Source organism: Nocardia sp. NBC_01730, assembly GCF_035920445.1.
Classification (GTDB): domain Bacteria; phylum Actinomycetota; class Actinomycetes; order Mycobacteriales; family Mycobacteriaceae; genus Nocardia.
This window is the reverse complement of sequence record NZ_CP109162.1, coordinates 2160881-2184752: the sequence shown is the minus strand read 5'-3', so window position 1 is coordinate 2184752 and position 23872 is coordinate 2160881. Positions and strand designations below refer to the sequence as shown.

Below are 23872 nucleotides of genomic sequence, written 5' to 3'. Positions count from 1 at the left end.
TCGCCCCGAGCCGGAGCGCGCGTGCCGCAAACGAGGTCGAAACCCATTCACTCCTCGGCGGATCCGTCCTCGGGGCACGCTTCCGGCGCGTCGATCTCCAGGCAGGGAACCGGGGCGCGGGTCGGCCGATAAGCCGGGTCGACCCCACCCGCACGGATAAGCCGGGTATACGCGTCGACCGCGTCCGTCGGGCGGCGAGCCAGCGTCGGATCGGTCAGCACATCGACCGTGTAGAGACCGAATCGCGGTGCGTAGGAGCCCCACTCGTAGTTGTCGGTGAGACTCCAGTAGTTGTAGCCGATCACGTTCATGCCGTCGGCCGTCGCGCGTTGCAGCCAGTACACGGTGTCCCGCAGATGGTCGGCACGGCTGTAACCGTCCGAGCGAGCCTGCCCGTTCTCCGTCGGTATGCCGTTCTCCACCACATACAGCGGTCGATCAGGGAACTGACGCGCGTAATGCCGCAATGCGTGGTAGATACCCTCCGGATGCACCGGCAACTCCCAGAGCGGCGGACCGCCCTCGGCGCCACCCTGCGCCGACGCCCCGGTCTCCGGCAGCCGAGCGAAATAGTAATCGACGCCGATGAAATCCAACTTCGCCGCGATCCGATCGACGATCGGCTGATTCACCTCGGTCTCCGCACCGGCCACATAACCCAGATTGCTGGTCACCTGTGCGTCCGGCTGGCACCGGTGGATGGCATCGTAGATCTCGTTGTGCGCCTGCGCGATCCGATCCAGCATCACCGGCGCCTCCTCGACGCTGATCCCGCCGGTGCGCAATTCGGTGCCGACGTACGCCGCCGGTTCGTTGAACGTCACCCACAACGGATTGCGCGAGGCGTAACGGTCCACCACCTTGCGCATGTTCGCCAACCAGTCCTCGACCATCCCCTGGTTGCGCCACCCGCCACGTTCCAGCGCCCACCCTGGATACACCCAGTGATCCAATGTCAGCATCGGCCGCATTCCGGCCGCGACGATCCGGGCGATCACGTTGTCATAGAAACCGAATGCCGCCTCGTCCCAGGTACCGGGCGCCGGCTGCACCCGCGCCCACTCGATACCCACCCGGTAGACCTTCACCCCCAGCCGCTCCGCCAGACCGATGTCGGTGATGTAGCGGCGGGTGAAGTCCACCGAATCGTGGTACGGGTCCGCCGTCTCACCCGAGGCGATATAGCGCCGCCAGTTGCTGTCCGGCGCATGCCCTTCGGACTGGAACCCGGACGCTGACACACCCCACAGGAAATCCGCACCGAGCTCCGGCACATGCCCGGGTGGCTGAGCAGAGGAAACGCCGGACACCGCGAACACGGCCGCCGCGGCGGACAGCGCGGCCCACCCTCGTCGGCGTCTGCGTGTATGCATCGCCGTAGCGTAACTGTCAGATTGCTGAGCCCTGGTGTGGAACCAGCCGTGTCGCCGATCGCAGTATCGTCACGGTTCCGCGACCACTCACTCCGGCCGCGATCGCCGCGCCAACTCCACAGTCGCCTCCCGCAACTGCCCGATCGAACCGATCGGCGCCGCATAACCGACTCTCGTGCGCGCCACCCCACGCGGCGTCACCACCCGAAGATCCAACCCGTAGCGGTCGGCACGCTCGCAACTCGCCTCGGTCGAATCGGGATAGCCGCCCAACGCCCGCGCTATCTCGAGCAACGCGTCGGCATGGTCGTCGTTCAGATGCGCGATGGCAGGCGCCGCCACCGGCGCCACCGGGTCCGGCTCGGCCGCCGCATAGTGCTCGGCGCTCGCCGAATCCATCCGTCCGTAACCGCCGACCCACCGCACTCGCCGCACCCGCAACACCCACACCGAGAAATCGCTGTAATCGATATACGTCCTCGCCGCCGGAACCGCCGCGAGATGCGCCTCCCGCGCGGCTACCGCTTCCACCCCGACCGGACGCTCCACCACACCTGACAGCGTGATCCTCGTGCCCGCCAGCGGGTCCGCCGGCGGATTCGGCGCCACGATCGCCAGACTCGCCCGCGGATCGCCGGCCAAATTGCGGCCATGCTCGGCCAGCCGCGACACACAGAGCACCGGCTGCCCGTCCGACAACCCATAGGTCACCAACGACGCCCACGGCGACCCGTCCTCGGCAAGACTGGCCAACGTCGCGGTATTCGTCGCCGCCGCAACGGTTCTCGCCTCCTCGGCCGCCGAGGGGCGAGCCGGATTCAGCAGCGGCGCGAGCGGCCGTGGAACCGAGGGTGCGTCGCCGGGATCACCGTGATCGAGAGTCATACCCTCATCTTCCCAGCATGCCCCCGCGAAACGTCGCACGTCGCCGCGGGGCCGACCCGCTTGGCCGCGCGCATCCGCCACAGATCGAGCAGACTTGCCGGGTGACCCGATATGCATTCGATGCCGACCGCACCGCCCTCGTCGCCACCTGGGCAACCGGACGAGGCGACCTCGCCCAGTCCGTGGCCACGCTGCCCCCGCGGGTGACCACCGACCAGGCCACCGATCTGGCGTCGAACCTCACCACACTGTCGCGGTTCCAGTGGCGCACCTACACCCACCCGGCCAGCGCCGCAGGCGACCCCGACGTCCCCAACAGCGAGGCGTGGCGTCGCGCCGAGGAACGCAGAAACTTCAAAGAAGTCGAAGCCGCCCTGCGCACCCCCAACCTGCCCACCGAAGAAGGACTGCTCGTCTCCTACAGCGGCGTCGTCGAATCCGCACATTGCGTTGGACGCACCCTCCACGAGATCGGCGACGACACCCTGCGCGACACTGTGCTCGCCGAGGTCCGCACCGAGCAGGCGGCCATCGAATCCGCCGAACGCGGCGACCTCTCCGGCCGCGCACGCCAAGCGGTCGAATTATCCCGGCCCGACGTGTCCCCGGCCCAGGTCCACGCCGCCGACGCCCTCCTGCGTTCCGACCCGCTCGGCACCATCGAACTGTTCACCGAACTCGATCCCGCCTCCGCCTCCGTTGCCGCCGCCCATTGGCTCTACGCGGCGGCCGAAGTGGCGGGGGAGACCGCGAGCGTACCGACCACCGACGTCGTCGCGGAAGCCGACGACATCGAGGCGCTCCAAGTCGAGACTCCCACCCTGGTCCTCGAACGGCTCTGCGCCGGAGAGACCCCGACCGACGTCGTCGTCGACCTCATTGCCGAAGCAATGGCGGTGCACGAAGGGCGCGTACCCGCGCCGTGGGGCCTCGTCGCGCGGGTCGCCGACATCGAAGCTCAGGCACACAAATTCGGCGTCGACGCCGACACTCGGGACGCGATGCTCGCCGGCTTCCGCATCAGCCGCCTCGACCCCGCGCGCCCCGCCCTCGACCTCCTGGAAGACCTTCTCGACGGCATCCGTGGCTGCCAGCTGCTGTATGCCGCGCACACCGAAGACGCCGACCCCGAATCCCAGTTCGCCGCCGACGTCCGTCTCGAAGCGGACGCCGACCCCGAAGACCTCCTCTGAACGACGAACGGGACATGGTGCGCAGCGAATCGACTACGTCCTGCTCGGCGGACGCCCGCCGGTGGTGTCGCGGGCGGGGTGGAACGGAGGACTGCGCTCCGGTCGTGAGCCACGATGGTCAGGGCCTCGAAGACCGTGCCGTCGTCGCCGGCTCAGGGCACCCGCGACACAGCCACCGCCGACTCGGTGAGACTGCCCAGATACAGCACGCCGTCCTGCTCCACCACACCGGTCACCATCGAGTAATCGGTGCCCTCGACCTGAAGGTCATGCACGACCTTGCCCTCGAAATCGACCGCCATTACCCAGACCGTTTTGGCCGGTTTTGGCTGCATCCACTCCGGAAGCGTCCAAACGATGCGGCGCAGAATGCCCGGCAGCGGAAGAAGGCGATCCAGCAGTGGATTTCGCGGCGAGGGAAGGGTGATCCAAATCAGGCCGTCGCTGCCGAGGCCCATGTTGTCCGGGAATCCCGGCAGGTTCTCGATCAGCCGATCGCACGTTCCCGCCTCGGGCCCGGTCAGCCAATAGCGAGTCACCCGGTAGCCCCCGGTCTCGGCGACCACCACGCAGGAACGGTCGGGTGCGAGGACGACGCCGTTGGCGAACTGGAGGTCGTCGATGAGGGTCTCCACCGTGCCCGAAGGGTCGCGACGGAATAGGCGGCCGGTCCCGGAATGCTCCAAGATGTCGCCCATGTACTCGTCGAGCGAGTACCGGCTCGACGAGGCCGAGAAGTAGATCGTCCCGTCGATATCGCGAACGACGTTGCTGACGAACCGGAGTCGTTCACCGTCGATCTCGTCGACCAGGACGGCGAGCCTGCCGTCGGGGGTCAACTCCAGGAGCCCTAGCTCGAAATCGCAGATCAGAATGCGTCCGTCGGCGTCGGCGTGTAGGCCGAGCGGGCGGCCGCCGGTGTTCGCGAGTTCGCGCACGTCGCCGGTCGCCGGATCGATGCTGAGAATCGCTCCGTTGTCCGTACCTGCGATCAACCTGCGGTCGGGGGAGAGCACCACATCTTCGGGTCCCTTGCCGGGAAGCTCCCATCGCTTCACTGCGGGAAGGGGTGGGACGCTGCGGTTTTGGCGTGCGCGAGCCGGAGCCTGTGGAGGAGTCCAGCGCTGCGGCCGCATTGTCGATGTGAGCATGGAATCAGGGTAGCCGGGGGAGTGCGGGGTTCCGTGGGAAACAGTGCCAGGGAAGGCTGGCGCCTGCGATCCAGGTGGTCTCCGCTGGGCTGAGCCCGGTGTGCTGGAGGCGGCGCCGGCTAGCAGTACAACAATGCCCTTACGTAGATATGCGCATCTAGGCATTTTTTTACCGCCCAGGGACACGTTGGAGAGTCGCTGGAATTGCCTGGCATCCGGCGGGACCGGTTCATCCGTCATCGACTCGTTCGACGATAGAGCAACGCGTCCGGCGACGCCGTGGTGTCAGGGCTGGTGTGTGATCGTGTACCAGAGAATGGCAAGCGTGCCGAGCGTGAACAGCGGTGACACGATCCAGATTTCGACCTTGTTCCCGGTCCGATCGATGATCGGGAAGCTGACGCGGATGTCGAAGGGCCAGAACAGTCGGCATCCATGGTCGGTGAGGCAGTCGCCGATCAGGTGGGCCAGTGCGCCGAGACCGACGGCGAATGGCAGCCATACCGGCTTGTCCGCGATCCAATGGTCCATGGCGAAGGTTCCCGCGACAGCCAGGACGACGATGGGTCCCCACGCCTTGAAGTCATGGCCGGACGGACACAGGTGCAGTGCGCGGACGGCCAACGCCAGTAGGAAGAACACGAGACCCAAGGTGAACCATCGTCCGAGCCAGTGCTCGCCCGCCCAGGTGCCGTAGGCGACGGCTGCGACGAACGCCAGGGAGTGTGTGGCGTGCCGGTGGCCGCCCGAGATCCAGGAAATGAGCTTGCATGCGGAGTGCGTAATCGGACCGAGTGCGTGCGCGATCGTCCCATTGGGATGGTCCGCGTCGGGGAGCAGTGCTGCTCCGGCGGTGAGAAAGACCCCGAGCAGTAGGTCGACGATGCCGAGATGCCCCGTCGCATCCTGTAGAGCTGGATACGTCAGTACTGTAACCGGCAGCGCCGCGGCCGCCGCCGACCAGGCCAACGCGCCACTTGTCGCATGTGAATGTCCAAGCACCGGTCGAACATTAGTTCAACCTCGTGTGGGCCCGCGAATGCCGTTGTGCGGCGTCGGAAGATGAGTCGGTGAACTTGCCGACCTAGCTGGCTGACCTGAACGGTGCCGGTGCCCTTGGGCATTGCCCTCGTGTTACAGGCTGGGGGAGGGGGTTGTGGAACCCGGAATGTGCGTGGTTCAAAAAACTGCATAGACGCTCAGGAAGATCGCGAGCTGGAGACGGTCGATTTCGCGCTACAGCACGTCAACGATGACGACCGTCGCCGCCGCCATGACCTGCCGGGCGAGGTCCGCGCAGTCCACCGGCGCAGTGGTGTCGACGGAGACGACGGGGGTGAGGGCGATCGGTTCGGCGAGTCGCGCCCATCGGTTCCAGTCGTGGGCGAGGTGGGCGTCATCGTGGTACAGCGCGGCGCGGGTACGGCCGCGGTATCGCGCCAGTGCGACATCGGGAGGCGCCGCACACCAGACTTCGACGGCTCGTGTCGCGCCGGAGGTGCTGATTCCGTTCGCGGCGAACCGTGAATCACGCGGTTTGAACCACCAGGAGTCGACCACCACGACGCCTGGTAGCGCGGCACTCAGTGCCCATATTGCCTCCATCGCGATCGCCCCGAGATTCGGTATCACAGACGCCTTGTCGAGCCCGGAACCCAACGCCTCCTTGATGATGTCCTTCGAGATCAGGTGCGCGCCGAGCTCCCGTGCCAAGATCGGCGCGAGGGTCGACTTCCCGGAACCGGGCAGTCCGTTGATCAGGATGAGCAGGTCGCAGATGGTGACGAGACCTCCGGTGCGCGCCGAATCGATGACAGGCAGAAACCTTATTGCGCAAGTCGATTCGTGCCCACCCGGCAGGGCATAGCGACCGGTAGCGGTAGCGCCGCTACTCGGCCCGGAACAGGAGCACGCGCTGCGCGCCGCCGAAGGACTGCCACCGGAGAGAGCCGACCTTCTCGATCAGAGCTTACCGGGATCGAGCCCAATCTCCGTTCTCCGCAGTCGATCTGAGCACGCACAAGGCCTTCGGCATCGTGCCTGCGATCGGAATTCGTCCGCCGCAACATCGCCGCATTCCGGGGCTGAGCGGGCGCTCGGCCACTTCCCAAATGTGGGGAACTTCATTGCGCGGCCGCGCCTACGCTGCATCGCGTAGCGCGACCTCATCGCGAGCCTGTGACCCGACCGCGCACTGTCGCCCGGTCTCACACCGAGCGGGACGGTGCGTGGCAACAATCCGGTTTCGACCAGTTCGGCTCGATAAGCGGTAGGCGATGTGTAGGGAGGTTGCGGTGGGTAGAGGTCGCGGAGTTCATCTGTGCGGCAGCGTTCCGTTGGCGGATGCGCAGACGGTGTTCTCGGAAGCAGCGCAGCGGATAGGTTCTCGGCTTAAGCGCATTCCGGATGGTGAGACAGGAGTGCGCGACAACTGGGTGGTGTGGCAGCTGCCCAAGATGCAGGCACACCCGGACCTGGAGACCGTTCCGCCGCCGAGCCCGGAATATGGGCCGAGTGAGCGAGTACAACCCAAACCGGGCGTCGACGCGGCATCAATCGACTTCGGCCCCTTGGGCTATGCCGCCGCCGCCCTGGAGTCATGGCGGGTCTTCCGGCGGCTGCGGGAGGAAGGCGTGATCCCGCAGGGCACCCGATTTCAGGTGTGCCTTCCGACGCCGATCGCGGTGATCGGGGCGTTCGTCGCGGGACCGCAGGGGGAGTTGGAGGGTAGGTACGAGGCGCAGCTGCGCAGCGAGTTGGCCCGCATCATCGACGGCATCCCGGCGGAAGACCTTGCGGTGCAATGGGATACCGCAGTCGAGTTCGCCATCTTCGAAGGCGTGTTCCCGTCCTGGTTCGGCGGCGACTATCCGACTCAGCTCGAGCAGGTCGCACAGCGGCTGATCCGGTTGGGCGCTTCGGTACCCGAACCGGTCGAACTCGGATACCACCTGTGCTATGGCGACTTCGGCCACCGTCACTTCGCCGAACCCGCCGACACCGGCCGGCTGGTCTCGGTCGCGACCCGCATTCTTTCCGGGCTGGGCAGGCGCGTCGATTGGATCCATATGCCGGTCCCGCGGTCGCGCACCGACGCCGACTACTTCAAGCCCCTCGCCGATCTCGACCTGCCGCCCGAAACCGATCTCTACCTCGGCCTGGTGCACGCCACCGACGGTCGCGACGGCGCAGTGCGCCGGATCGAAGCCGCCCGCACCGCCCTCGCTGACTTCGGCATCGCCACCGAGTGCGGCATGGGCCGCCGACCGGCCGACCAGATTGCCACCCTGTTCGATCTGCACGCGGAGTTGGCGGACGCTCTTTCCTGATCCGGATCGGCGACGCGCCGGTCGGCGTGATTGCACTGGCTGAGCAATTGGCCGCCGAACACTCGACGGTAGGTCAATCGCAGGTTCCAGCCCTCGAACCGGGAGTCGGCGTCGTTCTCGGACCGCGCCGACTCCCGGTTCGAGGTAGGGGAACAGATCACGCCACAGCCAAGGAGGCCAAGCAGCTGCCGGCAGACGCTGACCCGCGCCGGTCGGTGTGGCGACACCTGCGGTGCTGGGTCTGCGAGCTGCGCCCTAGCCCTGCCGCGCGGTTCGCTCTCCCAACTGCGGCATGACCTCGACGGCGAAGAGTTCCATCGTCGCGACGGCCTGCTCGGCGCCGATGCTCAGCACGTTCCACGGCCGAACCCCATGGCAAACCTCGTGGACCGGGTGGACCCGCAACGGGGCTGTACAGCCCGCTTCCGGGACCCGGCGATGAAGAGGAGGATCAGGACGGCGACGAGGACGATGCGCTGGTAGCGCAGGGTAAATCCGACTCGCCTGAAAGCAGGTTCGATGCACCGGATGCACCGGATGGTCTGCCGGAAAACGCCGACGAGCCTGAAGTGGAAACCAGTGGCCGGCACCGTAAAACGGGATCGAGCCGCTGCGTGCTGTGGTGCAGACCGTCGAGAAGTTGCGGGAGCGGTATCCGGATCTGCCGTTGTCGAGCATCCATTTCAAGAACCTGAACCGGCACCTGCCGGGATGGCCGCAGCCGCCACACACACTCCCCAGCAGGTGCAGTTCTATTGCATCGACTTGGGCGGCGGCTCGCTCGCCGCGTTCAACGGGTTGCCACACGTCGGCTCTACGGCGGGCCGGCTGGAAGGGGATCGGGTACGCCGCACCATCGCCGAGCTGACCACATTGCTGCGGCAGCGCGAGGAGCAATTCCTGGCGCTGGGCATCGAGAACATGGCCGACTTCCGCAAGCGCAAAGGCGGTCTGCAGCAGATGACTGCGGACGAACGTGCGGCGGATCCGCTGTCGGCAGACCTGTTCGGCGATGTCTTCCTGGTAATCGACGGGTGGGCCGCATTCCGCGAGGAATTCGAACCCCTGGAGGGCTTCGTCAACGCGATTGCCGCGCAGGGACTTTCGTACGGTCTCCACCTGATCCTCGGCGCGTCCCGCTGGGTGGAGATACGTCCGGTGGTCAAGGACCAGATCGGAACCCGGCTGGAGCTGCGGCTCGGCGATCCGTCGGACTCGGAGATGGACCGCCGCGTCGCTGTGCACGTGCCCGTCGGACGCCCGGGCCGTGGGCTGACACCGGATCGCCTGCACATGCTGATCGCGTTGCCGCGCCTGGATTCGCAGCTCGAGCCCGAGACGCTGGCCGACGGTGTGGCCGCGGCCAAGGAACAGTTGTCCGTGCTCGATGGCGACTGCCGCGCCCCTGCTGTGCGGATGCTGCCCGCGCAGGTCGACCGGGCCCAGGTCATCGCGGGGGTGGAGGCAGGCGGCGCGGATCTGGGAGCGACCCGGGTCGCGATCGGGTTGGGTGAGTCCGGATTGCAACCGATCGTGCTGGATTTCGACGCCCAGCCGCATCTGCTGATCTTCGGCGACATCGAGGCGGGCAAGACGACCGTGTTGCGCAACATCGTCGAGAGCATCGTCGAGCGGACCACGCCGGAGCAGGCGCGGGTGATTCTCATCGACTACCGGCGCACCATGCTCGGCGTCATCGAGGGTGACCATCTCGCCGGGTACTCGACGTCGTCGCAAACGTCGGCTCCCATGCTGAAGGAAGTCGCCGAGTCCCTGGAGGACCGGATTCCAGGACCCGACGTCACCCCGCAGCAGGTGCGGGAGCGTAGCTGGTGGTCCGGACCGGAGATCTACGTCGTTGTCGACGACTACGACATGGTGTCGTCGCAGAACCCGCTGACGGCCCTGCTGGAATTCCTTCCGCAGGCCCGCGACATCGGGTTGCACGTGATCATCGCCCGCCGCGCGGGCGGTGCGAGCCGCGCCCTGTACGACTCGGTGCTCGGCCCGCTCAAGGACATGTCGGTGGACTCGTTCCTGATGAGCGCGCCGAAGGACGAGGGCGTCATTCTCGGCGGCATCCGGTCCTCGAAGCTGCCCCCCGGCCGCGGCCATCTCGTCTCGCGCAGTCGCGACACCGAAATGGTCCAGATCAGCTATCTGCCACCGTTGTGACCGCATCGGCTCCTGCTACCTCGGCCGGGGATGAGCCCGAACCACTGGTCGAGCAGCTCGGGCGCCGGGAGCCGCCGCAGGCGGGTCGGGGAGATGGTGGCTTCGCCGTCGGGCCCGGACACATGGCGTCGGACTCGACGCGGCCGCAACCACTGATTCTCTGAACACGGCACCGGGATTTCGTCGGGGCACGCCCGAAATAGTGCTGGCTCAGCCGGTGCGGTTCGTGCGAATCGCGATGTTTGCCGCTGTCTACGGGACGAGGCCCGAGCTCGTCACCTGTGGTTGATGCCAGGCGGCGGTGCTCGCGTGCACTCCCGACCGGGCTATTCCGCGGAGTGCCGCTGTGACCTGCGCTCGATCGGCTTCCGCGGTTACCAGCGCTGGAAAACCAACACGGATCAGCGGACGGTAGCTTCTCCTTCGGGTGCGAAGTCTCTACCTCTTTGCTGGCGGATTGGTGAACAGTGTGATGGGCAATAGTCCGGTGAGTGTCGGCCGAGCGAAGAAGCCAGTGCGGGTGCGGCCGGTTCGGGCGCGGCAGCAGACGGTGAACACGTTGCCGCGGCAGTTGGCCGCGGCGGTCGAGGCCGATCCTGACGGGACGGCCGTGTCACACGACGGGGTTGCGCTCAGTTACCGCGAGTTGGACGAGGTGTCGTCGCGGTTGGCGCGGGTACTGATAGCGCGCAATGTCGGTCCAGGGGATCTGGTCGTGGTAGCGATCGCGCCGTCGATCGAGTCGGTGTCGGCCATGTGGGCAGTGGCCAAAGCGGGTGCGGGGTTCGTCTTGGTTGACGCGACCGCTCCGGTGGAGCGCGTTGCTCACCTGCTGGTCGACGCGACCCCGGCGATCGGTATCACGACAGGCACGACATTGCCCGATCGCGAATCCGGCGCGGGCCGGAACTTGCGTAGTGCGATCGAGTGGCTGGTACTCGATGATCCGGAGTTCCGACGTGAGCTCGTCCATTGGTCCGCCGAGTCGGTGTCATACGAGGATCGACTGCGCCCGATTCGGGCCGAGGACGTGGCGTATGTGGCCTACACGTGGAGCACGACCGGCACAGTCGATGTTGTCCGGGTGACCCAGGCCGAGGTGGCGACGATCGGCGCGCGGCGGACCATGTTCCCTCTCCCGCCGTCGGAACCGGTGAGCGATTTCCTGTCCGCGATGTCCGCGCCCTCCACCTTCCGCCGTGCGCCGCGCGACAACGACTGTTCCCCCGGGCCGCATCCCGGGGAAGAGATCACGCTGGTCGAGGTGTTCGAGCGCGTGGTGGCGGCTTACCCGGACGCGACCGCGGTCAAGTTCGGTACCGAGACACTGACCTACCGCGAGTTGGCTGGTCACGTCAACAAGTTGGCCCGCAAGCTGGTGGCGCTGGGCGCAGGTCCGGAGACCCTGGTTGCGGTAGTGTTGCCCCGATCGCTGGACTTGGTGGTCGCATTGCTCGCAACCGTGCAGGCAGGCGGCGGGTATCTGCCCGTAGACCCGGCCTATCCGGTTGACCGGATCGCCTATCTGTTGTCGGACGCCGACCCGGTCTGCGTGGTGACAACGGCCGGGGTGCCGGTGCTCGCCGAAGTTCCCGTGCTCGAACTGGACCGGATAGATCTGTCCGATATCGACGATTCTCCGGTCACCGACCGGGACCGTCGGTCTCCGCTGCGGCCCGGAAATGTCGCGTATGTGATCTACACGTCCGGTTCGACCGGTCGTCCCAAGGGCATGCAGATCCCCCATCGCAATGTGGTGACGTTGTTCGCGAACACGCGGTCGCTGTTCGCCTTCGATCACCGTGACGTGTGGACGATGTTCCATTCGTATGCGTTCGACTTCTCGGTGTGGGAGATGTGGGGTCCGCTGCTGCACGGCGGCACACTCGTTGTCGTCGACTACCTGACTTCGCGGTCACCCGAGCAGTTTCTGGAGTTGCTGCGCGGCGAGCAGGTGACTGTGCTCAATCAGACGCCCTCGGCGTTCTACCAGCTGGCCGATGCCGATCGCGCAGCGTCGGCGGCTACCGAGCACGCTCCGCTGTCGTTGCGCTACATCGTGTTCGGCGGGGAGGCGCTGGATTTCCGCAGACTCGGCGACTGGTTCGACCGCGGTGCGTCCACCGCGAAATTGGTGAACATGTACGGCACCACCGAGACGACCGTGCATGCGACTCATTACCGGCTCTCGGCGGCGACCAGCAGCACGATCGGCGCTGCCATCCCCGGTTTGCGGATCTGGGTGTTGGATCAGTGGTTACGTCCGGTTCCAGTGGGTGTCAAGGGCGAGCTCTACATTGCCGGTGAGCAATTGGGGCGCGGCTATCTCGGCCGTGCGGGGCTGACGTCCGGGCGTTTCGTGGCCGACCCGTTCGCCGCCGACGGCACCCGCCTGTACCGATCCGGTGATCTGGCCAGATGGAACTCCGACGGCGATCTCGTGTACCTGGGCCGCGCGGACAGCCAGGTAAAGGTGCGTGGGTTCCGAATCGAACTCGGTGAGATCGAAGCCGCCGTGCTTGCCGTGGAATCGGTGCACCAGGCGGTCGTCATCGTCCGTGAGGACACGCCCGGCGATCAACGGATCGTCGCCTATCTCGTAGGCCGACCGGATGTCGCGGTGGTCCGCGACGCGGTGGCACGTGTGCTGCCCGCCCACATGGTGCCCACGACATTCGTCGTGATCGATGCGATTCCACTGACTGCGCATGGCAAATTGGATCGCCAGGCGTTACCCGCGCCGGTAGTCGCCACGGCGGTCTTCCGCGCTCCGGCAAGCCTGATCGAGGTCACGGTCGCCGACATTTTCGCTGACGTCCTCGGCGTAGAACGAGTCGGCCTGGACGATGATTTCTTCGCACTCGGTGGCAACTCGCTGCTGGCCACCCAGGCGGTCGCGCGAATCAAGGCGCGGATCGACGCCGAGTTCTCGGCTCGGGTGCTGTTCGAGGTATCGACCGTGGCAGAGTTCTCGGCTCGGATTTCGCCCTTGGCCGGCCAGGGCGGCAGGCCGCCGCTGGTCCCGAGACCGCGGCCCGCGCGGATTCCCTTGTCGTTTGCCCAGCAACGCATGTGGGTCCTCAACCAGTTCGACACCGCATCGGCGGCATACAACATTCCCTTCGCCCTGCGGTTGACCGGCACCATCGATCCGGACGCACTGCAGGCGGCGCTGCGCGATGTGGTCGAACGACACGAGCCGTTGCGGACGATCTATCCCGACTCCGCGGATGGTCCATTCCAGCAACTACTTTCACCGCAGACGGCACCGACGCTGGAGCCGCAGCCGACGACGGCCACCGACATCCCGGCACGGATCCGGACAGCAGTCTCGGTCGGTTTCGATCTGACGTCGGATGTGCCGATGCGCGCCAGTCTGTTCCGGCTCGCGCCGCACGAGCATGTCCTGGTTCTGGTGGCGCATCACATCGCCTGCGACGGTATGTCGCTGGCACCGTTGGCCCGAGACTTCGCGGCCGCCTATCAAGCGCGTGTGGCTGGTGCCGTGCCGGGATGGCGCCGATTACCTGTCCAGTATGCGGACTACGCGCTGTGGCAGCGCGAACTGCTCGGCGATGAGGACGACGAGCAGTCGTTGTCGTCGCGGCAGGCCGCATACTGGGTGCGCCAGCTCACCGGATCACCCGAGTTGCTTGCTCTTCCTTGGGATCGACCGCGACCGACGACACCGTCGGGTCGCGGAGGCATCGTGGAGTTCTCGGTCGACGCGAACGTCACCGATGGGCTGCGGCGGCTGGCCGCAGAGCACAGCGCGACACTGTTCATGGTGGTGCACACGGCATTGGTCGCTGTGTTGGCCCGGCTGTCCGGCAATACCGACATCACAGTTGGCACACAGGTCGCCGGCCGCGGGGACGGCGCACTCGACGAGTTGGTCGGGATGTTCGGCAACACCCTTGTGCTGCGCGCCGAGGTGCAGCCGGAGGAGTCCTTCTCCCGCCTGCTCGCCCGCGTCCGCGACACCGACCTGGCCGCTTACGATCACGCGGACCTGAGTATCGATCGGGTCGTCGAGCTGCTGCGGCCGGGACACTCGTTGTCCTATGCGCCGTTGTTCCAGGTGCTGCTCATGCTGCAGAACTTCGCGCAGCCTCGGATCGAGCTCCCCGGACTCGGCATCACCCAGATGGTATTCGACACCGAGGTCGCCAAGGTAGATCTGGGAGTGACGCTCACCGAGAACACCGACGAAGACGGCAAGTCCATCCTGCTCGGCGAAATCGGCTATGCGCAGGACTTGTTCGACCACGCCACTGCCGAATCGTTCGCACGCAGATATATCGCGGTACTCGAATCGGTAAGTCGCGACGAGTTCACACCAGTCGGTGATATCGCGATCCTGTCCGAATCCGAGAGCGCACTACTCGGCGCATCCGACAACACCGCCGCACCCGCGCCGTCCGGAACGCTGCTGGACTTGTTCGACGCCCAGGTCATCCGAACGCCTGATGCCACGGCGCTGGTCTTCGGCGACGACCAGTGGACCTACGGGGAGTTCGATGCGCGGGTGAACCGGCTCGCACGGTATCTTGTCGCGGCCGGAGTCGGTCCGGAATCACGGGTGGGCATCGCTGTTCGGCGTTCGATGCAGCAGTTGGTCGCGGTCTATGCGGTCCTGCGAGCCGGCGGTGCGTACGTGCCGATCGATCCGGATCATCCCGATGCGCGGATCGCCCATGTGTTGACGAGCAGTGCCCCCGTCCTCGTGCTCACCGTGAACGGTGTGGAGCTGGATAGTGCACCCGGATGTCCGGTGGTGCTGTTGGACGCGCTCGACGTGACGGACATGAGTGCGGCGCCGATCTCCGACAGCGACAGGTCGGCGTCGTTGCGCCCGGACAACGCCGCATATGTCATCTACACCTCCGGCTCCACCGGCCGTCCGAAAGGTGTTGTGGTCAGCCACCGATCGGTGGTCAACCAGATGGCGTGGATGCGGGCGCACTACGAGCTGGGTCCCACCGACGCGGTCCTGCACAAGACACCGTTCGCGTTCGATGCCTCGGTGTGGGAGCTGTTCCTGCCATTGCAGATCGGCGCGCGACTCGTCGTCGCGCGGCATGACGGCCATCTCGACCCCGGCTATCTGATCGCACAGGCACGGACGCACCGAGTGAGCATCCTCGAGTTCGTGCCATCGATGCTGGCGCTGCTGTTGGCCGATCGCGCCGAACTGCCGTCGAGCCTGCGGTATCTGTCGATCGGCGGCGAGCAACTTTCGCCGACTGTGCTCGAGCGCCTCCGGCACGACATCATCGTCGACAACACCTACGGCCCGACCGAAGCCACCGTGACGTCCACGGTGTTCCGGTGCAGCCCCCACCATCTCGGTGCGGTCCCGATCGGTACGCCGGTCCCCAACACCGGCGCGTATGTGCTGGATTCACGACTACACCTCGTGCCACCGGGCGTGCCAGGGGAGCTCTACCTGTCCGGCGTACAGCTGGCACGGGCCTACCTCGGTGACAGCCCGGCCTCCGCGGGCCGATTCGTCGCCGACCCGTTCGGTGCGATCGGCACCCGGATGTACCGAACCGGTGATCTGGTCCGGAGATTGCCGGACGGAAACCTGGAGTTCCTCGGCCGCACCGATTTTCAGGTCAAGTTACGTGGGCTGCGCATCGAACTGGGCGAAATCGAAGCTACCTTCGCTGCGCATCCATCGATAGACCACGCCGTCGTCGTCGTACGGCACGACCAGCATGTGGGTGACTTCCTGGCCTGCTATGTCGTTCCCACCGCGGGCGCCGACATCGATACGGCGGAGCTGGCTGATCACGCTGCGCGGTCGCTGCCCGCCTATATGGTTCCGCAGCACATCATTCCGATGCCCAGCCTTCCGCTCACCGCGAGCGGCAAACTCGATCGTCGGGCGCTGCCCGCCGTCGAAGTCCAGTTGTCGGCACCGGTCTACCGGGCGGCGTCCACCCCCGCCGAGCAGGTGATCAGCGCGGCCTTCGCGGAACTGCTCGGCGCCGAACGCGTCGGTCTGGACGACAGCTTCTTCGACCTGGGCGGCAATTCGCTCGTCGGCATGCGGGTGTTGGCGCGGATCAACGCGGCACTGGGAACCGGCCTCGGTGTGCGTGAGCTGTTCGAAGCACCGACTGTTGCCGGGTTGGCCCGGCGTTCGGTGGATGCCGAAGCGGATGTGCGACCAGTATTGACCAGGAGGCCGCGGCCGTCTCGCATCCCGTTGTCGCATGCGCAGCAGCGATATTGGTTGCTCAACCAGTTCGACACCGATTCCGCCGTGGACAACATCTCGTTCGCGGTGCGGTTGTCCGGGGATCTGGACGTGACCGTCTTGCGGTCTGCGCTCACCGATGTCGTGCAGCGGCACGAGAGCTTGCGGACCGTGTACCCGGTCGACGGGGACGGACCACATCAGGTGGTGCTGGTGACGAGCCCTGCGGTTGCGGATCTCACCCCTGTCACCGCGGCCGACGACGAGATCGACGACCTGGCGCGCGCGGTCGCGCTGCGCGGATTCGATGTCGCCGCCGAGGTGCCGGTGGATGTGCGGTTGTTCCGCACTCCGCACGACTACGTTGTGGTGTTCGTCGTCCACCACATCTGCGCCGACGGTTCGTCTACTGTTCCGCTCATCCGGGACCTCGCCACCGCATTCACCGCGCGGAGCAACGGGACGGCGCCGCCGTGGCGTCCGCTGACGGTGCAGTACGCGGACTACGCGCTGTGGCAGCGTGAGCTGCTGGGCTCCGACGGCGACCAGGAATCGTTGGTGGCGCGGCAGATCGCTTACTGGACGACCGAGTTGGCTGGCCTGCCCGACCAGTTGGTGCTGCCCAGCGACCGGCCACGCCCACCCGCGCAATCATTCCGCGGCGCCACGGTCCGGCTCACCCTTACTCCGACAGTGCACCGCGCCTTGCTCGAACTGGCTCTGGGCAACGGCGCGACACTGTTCATGGTGATGCGGACCGCCTTGGCGGTGCTGCTGTCGCGGCTGTCCGGAACCTCCGACATCGCCATCGGCACCCCCGTGGCAGGTCGTGGCGAAGCCGCCCTCGACGACCTGATCGGAATGTTCGTCAACACCTTGGTCCTGCGCACCCGCGTCGACCTCGATGCGAGCTTCACCGAGTTGTTGACCCGGACCCGCGAGACCGACCTGCGTGCGTTCGCACATTCCGACGTTCCATTCGAACGCCTGGTGGAAGCGCTCAACCCGGTCCGGTCGGTCGCCCATAATCCGTTGTTCCAGGTCGGTTTCGCTTTCCAGAACTTCTCTACCGCCGACCTCGAGCTGCCTGGTCTCGGCCTGCGCGCGCTGGAGATCGACACGCGGCTTGCGAAGACCGACTTGCACATCCAGGTACTCGACCAACGTGAGGCGAATGGCGTCCCGGGACCCATTCTGATCGAATTCGGTTACACGACGGACCTATTCGATGAAGGGACAGTGCAGCAGTTCATCGACCGCTACGCCCGCATCCTGCGGTCGGTGCTCGATGATCCCGCGATCTCGGTCGGCGATATTTCGATCGTCGACGACGCCGAGCAGGTTCGGCTGCTGTCCCTGTCCATGGGCACGGATCGCCGCACACCTGACGAAACCCTGGTCGGGCTGTTCGATACGCAGGTGGCGGCAGCCCCTGATGCGCTCGCGATCGTCTGCGGCGCAGTGCGGTTGTCTTACGCTCAGCTCGATGCCCGGGTGAATCGCCTGGCCCGCCATCTGATCTCGCTGGGCGTCGGCCCCGAATCGGTGGTCGCGTTGGCCATTCCCCGCTCCATCGACCTGGTCGTGGCGATGTATGCAGTAGCCAAGGCGGGCGGCGCGTATCTGCCGCTCGACCCAGACCAACCATTGGAACGACTCCAGTGGGTCCTCGACGCCGCTCGGCCGGTCGTCGAGCTGACCGCGACAGCCATGGCTGCCGTCGACCTATCGGTGCACTCGGCCGCGCGCGTCACCGACGACGACCGGCTCGCACCGCTTCGGCCGGGCAACACCGCCTACGTGCTCTTCACGTCCGGCTCGACGGGGCGGCCGAAGGCCGTCGCGATCACACACGGTGCGATTGCCAACCAACTGTTGTGGAAGACCGCCGAATTCAGCCTGGCCCCCGATGACCGGGTGTTGGTGAAGACGACAGCGACCTTCGACCTGTCGGTGTGGGAGTACTGGTGCGGGCCGGTATCGGGTGGTGCCCTGGTGCTCGCATCGGCCGACGGCCACCGCGAGCCGGCATACCTCAACGACCTGATCCGCACCGAGGGCGTCACCACCCTGCACGTGGTGCCTGCGATGCTGGACGCTCTGCTGGACGCATGCGGCGGCACACTACCCGACCCGCTGCGGCGGGTACTCGCGATCGGAGAGGCGTTGCCGCGGGCGACCGCGACCCGGTTCCGCCAGAACAACTCCGCCCACTTGTTCAATCTCTACGGGCCGACCGAGGCCGCGGTGTCGGCCACCGCATACTCGGTAAGCGACAGTCGGCCGGGATCGGTGCCGATCGGTACGCCAGTGTGGAACACCCAGGCACTGGTGCTGGATTCGAGATTGCATCCGGTGCCGCACGGCGTGCCGGGCGAGTTGTATCTGGCAGGCGCCCAACTGGCGCGTGGCTACCACCATCGCCCGGAGCTGACCGCCGATCGGTTCGTCGCCAACCCGATGGGCCCCGCCGGAGGCCGGATGTACCGCACCGGCGACCTGGTGACCCAGCGTGCGAGTGGCGAGCTGGAATATCTGGGCCGCAACGACTTCCAGATCAAGTTGCGCGGCTTCCGCATCGAGCCGGGTGAGATCGAGGCAGCACTCGCCACGCACCCATCGGTGTCGCGGGCGGTGGTTGTCCCGCACAACGATCCGCTGCTCGGAGATCGACTCGTCGGCTATGTCGTCCCCGCCGGCCGCGAGCTGGACATCGAGGCGCTGCGCACGACGATCGCGGTGGTGCTGCCGTCGTACATGGTGCCTTCAGTATTCGTGGTTCTCGACGAAATCCCGATGAACACGAATGGAAAGGTGGACCGGAAAGCACTGCCGGAACCGGTATTCCAGGCTCATGAGTTTCGGGCACCGTCCTCTCCCATCGAGGAGCTGGTGGCGCACTCCTTTGCCGAGGTGCTCGGCGTGCACCGGGTCGGGCTGGACGACGACTTCTTCGCGATCGGCGGCAATTCGCTGGTCGCAACCCAGGTCGCCGCGCGGCTCGGCGTCGCCCTTGACACCCAGGTGCCGGTGCGGACGCTGTTCGAGGCGCCGACCGTCGCGGAGCTGGCCGCGCGCGTCGCCCGGCTCGCAGGCGCCGGTGGACGACCGGCCTTGACGGCGCGGCCTCGCCCGAAGCGGATTCCACTATCCCTCGCACAGCAACGGATGTGGTTTCTCAATCGCTTCGATCCGCGTTCCGCGGCCTACCACATTCCGATCGCGGTCCGGTTGTCCGGACAGCTCGATGTGTCGGCGCTGCGATCGGCCGTCGTCGATGTCATCTTACGACACGAGGTATTGCGCACCGTCTATCCGACAACGGAGGACGGCCCGGTGCAGGAGATCTTGCCGATCGAACATGCCATGCCCGACACCGCCGTGACGACGGTGCCTGCGGACGAACTCGCCGACCGCCTGTACACGCTGGCAACCACGCCCTTCGATGTGACATCGACGGTACCGGTGCGGGTCGGCTTGTTCGAACTCGGCCCGCGCGAGCATGTGCTGGCGCTGGTGGTGCATCACATCGCCGCCGACGGGTCCTCGGTGCGCCCGCTGACCCGAGACGTGATGCGCGCGTATACCGCACGAGGGGCCGCGGGCGAAGCGCCCGATTGGTCCCCGCTGCCGGTGCAGTACGCCGATTACGCGCTGTGGCAGCGCGCCGCGGTCGGCTCGGAGAACGATGCGGATTCGCTGGCGGCCCAGCAGATATCGTATTGGCGTGCGGCACTTGCCGACCTGCCTGGCCAGCTGGACCTCCCATCGGACCGGCCTCGCCCCGCGGTGCAGTCGCTGGCCGCGGACACCGTCCACTGGCAGATCGACGCCGATACCCACCAGGCGCTGATCAGCCTTGCCCGGCAACACGGTGCCACCTTGTTCATGGTGCTGCACTCGGCGTTCGCCGTGCTGCTGGCACGGATGTCATGCACCGGCGACATCGTCATCGGGGTGCCGGTCGCTGGTCGTGCGGACCGGGCGTTGGACGATCTGATCGGGATGTTCGTCAACACCCTGGTGCTGCGCTCCCGAATCGACGAGAGCGAGCCGTTCACCGCGCTGCTGGCGCGGCAGCGGGACACCGACGTGCAGGCATACGCCAACGCGGACATACCGTTCGAGCGGCTGGTCGAGATTCTCGATCCGCCCCGGTCCACGGCCCGGCACCCACTGTTCCAGGTGGGACTGGCATTTCAGAACATGGCGCGCACCGAGCTCGAACTACCCGGCTTGACAGTCGCGGGTATGGCGGTCGACATCGCGACCTCCCAGTTCGACCTGGATCTGACTGTCGCGGATGGTTACGCCGACGACGGCACCCCCACGGGGATCGGGGGTGTGCTCACCTACGCGACAGATCTGTTCGACGCGTCGACCGCACAGGAGTTCGCGAATCGGCTGGTGCGGATCTTGTCCGCGGTCGTGGCGAATCCCCTCCTGGCGGTCGGCGATATCGAGTTGCTCGACGAGGTCGAACGCAGCCGGGTGCTCGTCGAATGGAACGACACCGACCACCCCATTGTCGCCAGGGCGAGTGTGATGTCGGCGTTCGAGGAACGGGTGGTGCTCGATCCGGATGCCCCCGCCGTGGTGTTCGGCCAGGAATGCCTGACCTATATGCAGCTCGACGCGCGGGCAAATCGCTTGGCGCGGTGGTTGATCGGACAGGGGGTGGGTCCGAACGCGCTGGTCGTCTCGGCTATGCGCCGATCCCTCGACCAAGTCATCGCCATGTACGCGATCGCCAAAGCGGGCGGGACATACGTGCCGCTCGACCCGGATCAACCCGATGAACGCCTCCGTCATGTGCTCGACTCGGCGGCACCGCACTGTGTGCTGACCTCGACGCCGGACGAGTTCACCCTGGCGCCTGCCACCACGGTCGACACCCTGGATCTGTCGACGCTGTCGGCCGCGCCGATCGCCGACGACGAGCGGGTGTGCCCCCTGCGACCCGAACACGCAGCCTACGTGATCTACACCTCCGGGTCGACCGGCCTGCCGAAGGGGGTCGCAGTCAGCCACGCCGCCCTCGGCAACCAGCTCGCCTGGATGCGGGCCGAGTACCGTGTGGACGCTGCCGACGTGTACCTGCAGAAGACCGCTGCGACGTTCGACGTGTCGCTGTGGGGATATTTCCTGCCCTTGCAGACCGGTGCGCGGCTGATCTTGGCCGCGCCGGACGGTCACCGTGATCCGCGGTACCTGTCCCGAATGATCCTTGAGCACCAGGTCAGCATCACCGACTTCGTACCGTCGTTGCTCGCCGTGTTCGCCGCGCACGCGCCTGCGCGCGCATTGGCTTCACTGCGTGCGGTTTTGGTCATCGGTGAGGCGTTGCCGCCGGAGACAGTCCGTGCGTTCCACGCGGTCGCCGCCGCCGAGGTGCACAATCTCTACGGCCCGACCGAAGCGGCGGTGAGCATCACCCACCGGCAGGTCAGCGCGACGGACACCGCAGTGCTGATCGGCACACCCGAATGGAATTCGCAGGTCTTCGTGCTCGACAGCCGGTTGCGGCCGGTTCCCGCCGGCGTCACCGGCGAGCTGTATCTGGCAGGCGCCCAGCTCGCCGACGGCTATCACCGGCGGCCGGATCTCACTGCGGACCGGTTCGTCGCCAACCCGCTTGGCGCACCCGGCACCAGGATGTACCGCACCGGCGATCTGGTGCGGTGGACCCGTGCCGGGGCACTCGACTACCTGGGGCGGGTTGATTTCCAGGTGAAGGTGCGCGGCCAACGCATCGAGCTCGGCGAGATCGAGACCGCACTGCTGGCCGATCCCACCGTCGCTCAGGCGGTGGCGACGGTGACCACCGGGGCGACCGGGGATCAGCTGGTCGGCTATGTGGTGCCCGCGGGCGGCGCGCACGTCGACGCCGCGGAACTGCGCGAGTCGTTGACGCGGGTGCTGCCGTCGTACATGGTTCCGTCGACGGTGCTGGTACTCGACACGTTCCCGGTCAACACCAGTGGGAAACTGGATCGTTCGGCGTTGCCTCAGCCGGTGTTCCGACCTCGCGACTTCCTCGCGCCCTCGACGCCCATCGAGCACCTGATCGCCAACGCGTTCACGGAAGTTCTCGGGGTCCCCCTGGTCGGCGTCGAGGACAGTTTCTTCGAGCTCGGCGGCACGTCACTACTCGCCTTCACCCTGCACCAGGCACTGGCCGCGCGGCTCGACCGCGAGCTGCCGATGTCGGCGCTGTTCGGCGCCCCCACCGTGCGCGGCCTCGCGGCGCGCGTCGCGGGCCAGGATGTTCCGGTCCACAGTCCCGCTATGATCGCCGCCGACGCCGTACTCGGGCTGGAGATCGGCATCGCGGATCTCGCGCCCGTGCACGCCGGGCCCGCGCGTGATGTGCTGCTGACCGGAGCGACCGGATTCGTCGGCGCCTACCTGCTGCGGGAACTGGTCGACCGTACCGAGGCCCAAGTGTGGTGTCTGGTTCGCGCGGACAGCGTCCGGCAGGGCCGCGACCGCATCCGCAGCGCACTGCAAGCCTACCGGCTGTGGGACGACACACTCGAGGCCCGAGTAGTGCCAGTGCCCGGTGATCTCGCCGAGCCGTCATTCGGCCTGGCCGACGCCGACTTCGCGCGGCTTGCCGCCCGCGTTGACGCGATCTACCACAACGGCGCCCGGGTCAACCATGTCGAACCGTATCCACTGCTACGGGCCACAAACGTCGAGGGCACTCGCGAAGTACTGCGTTTGGCGACTACGCAACGGATCAAGCCCGTCCACTTCGTCTCCACCGCCGACACCGTGGTGCCCGCGACGGTTGTTTCGGGGAGCGTCCTCCGCGAGGCGACCCGCATCGACGCCGACGAACTGCCCGCCCACGGATACGTCGCCAGCAAATGGGCTGCCGAACAATTGATCCTCCAGGCTGCCGAGCGTGGCGTGCCCGCCCGCGTCTACCGGCCCGGCTTGGTTTCCGGCGACTTCCAGCTCGGTGTGAACAATGTCGACGACGCGTTCTGGAACATGATCCGGGCCGCCGCGATCCTCGGCATTGCCCCCGACGTCGGGGACGCAACGATCGCACTGGTTCCGGTGTCCTATGTGGCTGCCGCCATCGTGGCGATCTCGACCGAGCCGGTGGCCGACATCGTGTATCACTTGGTGAACGAAAAGCCGGTCGCGCTCCGCGATATTCTCGAATGCCTGCGCAGGCGTGGACTACCCGTCGCGTCCGAAACTCTCGACACGGTCCAGCTGCGGCTCGCCGACGAGGCCCGGACACGCAACGCGGCTGGTGACGATTCCTTGGTTCGTGCGGTCCTGCTCAGCGGCAATTACGCCGGAGGCACCACCGATATCGTGCTGGACGACACCAACACCCGAAAGGCGCTCGGCCAGAACGGCATCCGCTGCCCAGCGATCGACGAGACCGTACTGGACATCTACATCGGTTCCTTCATCGCATCCGGATTTCTGCCTGAGCCGAACGGCGCTCCGCGCGCCGAGTCCGGCACTGCGACCAGTACTCGACAGGACGGCTGAGCAACGGCTTCCGCACGACGGACAGCGCGGTGTCGGTTCC

The 23872-nt window shown here is 66.6% G+C and carries 9 protein-coding genes; 4 read left to right on the top strand and 5 right to left on the bottom strand.

All coding sequences use genetic code 11. The features are described 5' to 3' along the window. Positions 1–47: 47 nt before the first annotated feature. Entirely contained in the window at positions 48–1373 is a 1326-nt protein-coding gene (locus OHB12_RS08450; protein WP_327117768.1) for a family 1 glycosylhydrolase, read from the bottom strand. A gap of 87 nt (positions 1374–1460) precedes the next feature. Continuing rightward, positions 1461–2258 (bottom strand): HugZ family pyridoxamine 5'-phosphate oxidase, encoded by a 798-nt coding sequence (locus tag OHB12_RS08445; protein WP_327117766.1) that lies wholly within the window; start codon positions 2256–2258, stop codon positions 1461–1463. A gap of 101 nt (positions 2259–2359) precedes the next feature. Between OHB12_RS08445 and OHB12_RS08440 the strand changes: the two genes are divergently transcribed. Beyond that, positions 2360–3451, top strand: coding sequence for a hypothetical protein (locus OHB12_RS08440; RefSeq protein ID WP_327117764.1), 1092 nt, complete (start codon positions 2360–2362; stop codon positions 3449–3451). A gap of 152 nt (positions 3452–3603) precedes the next feature. Here the strand turns inward: OHB12_RS08440 and OHB12_RS08435 are convergent, their stop codons facing one another. The 3 genes from OHB12_RS08435 to OHB12_RS08425 form a co-directional block, all read right to left on the bottom strand. After that, positions 3604–4602, bottom strand: coding sequence for an SMP-30/gluconolactonase/LRE family protein (locus tag OHB12_RS08435; protein ID WP_327117762.1), 999 nt, complete (start codon positions 4600–4602; stop codon positions 3604–3606). Between the two features lie 285 nt (positions 4603–4887). Further along, a complete protein-coding gene (locus OHB12_RS08430; RefSeq protein ID WP_327117760.1) occupies positions 4888–5604 on the bottom strand; it encodes a metal-dependent hydrolase in 717 nt (238 codons plus the stop codon). Positions 5605–5838: 234 nt separating this feature from the next. Continuing rightward, the gene (locus OHB12_RS08425; RefSeq protein ID WP_327120949.1) at positions 5839–6360 is read right to left on the bottom strand and encodes an AAA family ATPase; all 522 of its coding nucleotides are present in this window, start codon (positions 6358–6360) and stop codon (positions 5839–5841) included. A gap of 662 nt (positions 6361–7022) precedes the next feature. Between OHB12_RS08425 and OHB12_RS08420 the strand changes: the two genes are divergently transcribed. From OHB12_RS08420 to OHB12_RS08410, 3 genes are all read left to right on the top strand, one after another. Beyond that, entirely contained in the window at positions 7023–7931 is a 909-nt protein-coding gene (locus tag OHB12_RS08420) for a hypothetical protein (protein ID WP_327117758.1), read from the top strand. Between the two features lie 711 nt (positions 7932–8642). Then, complete coding sequence (gene eccCb / locus OHB12_RS08415; RefSeq protein ID WP_327117756.1) at positions 8643–10106, top strand: type VII secretion protein EccCb; 1464 nt, start codon at positions 8643–8645, stop codon at positions 10104–10106. 487 nt (positions 10107–10593) lie between these two features. Next, entirely contained in the window at positions 10594–23832 is a 13239-nt protein-coding gene (locus OHB12_RS08410; protein ID WP_327117754.1) for a non-ribosomal peptide synthetase, read from the top strand. Positions 23833–23872 lie beyond the last annotated feature (40 nt).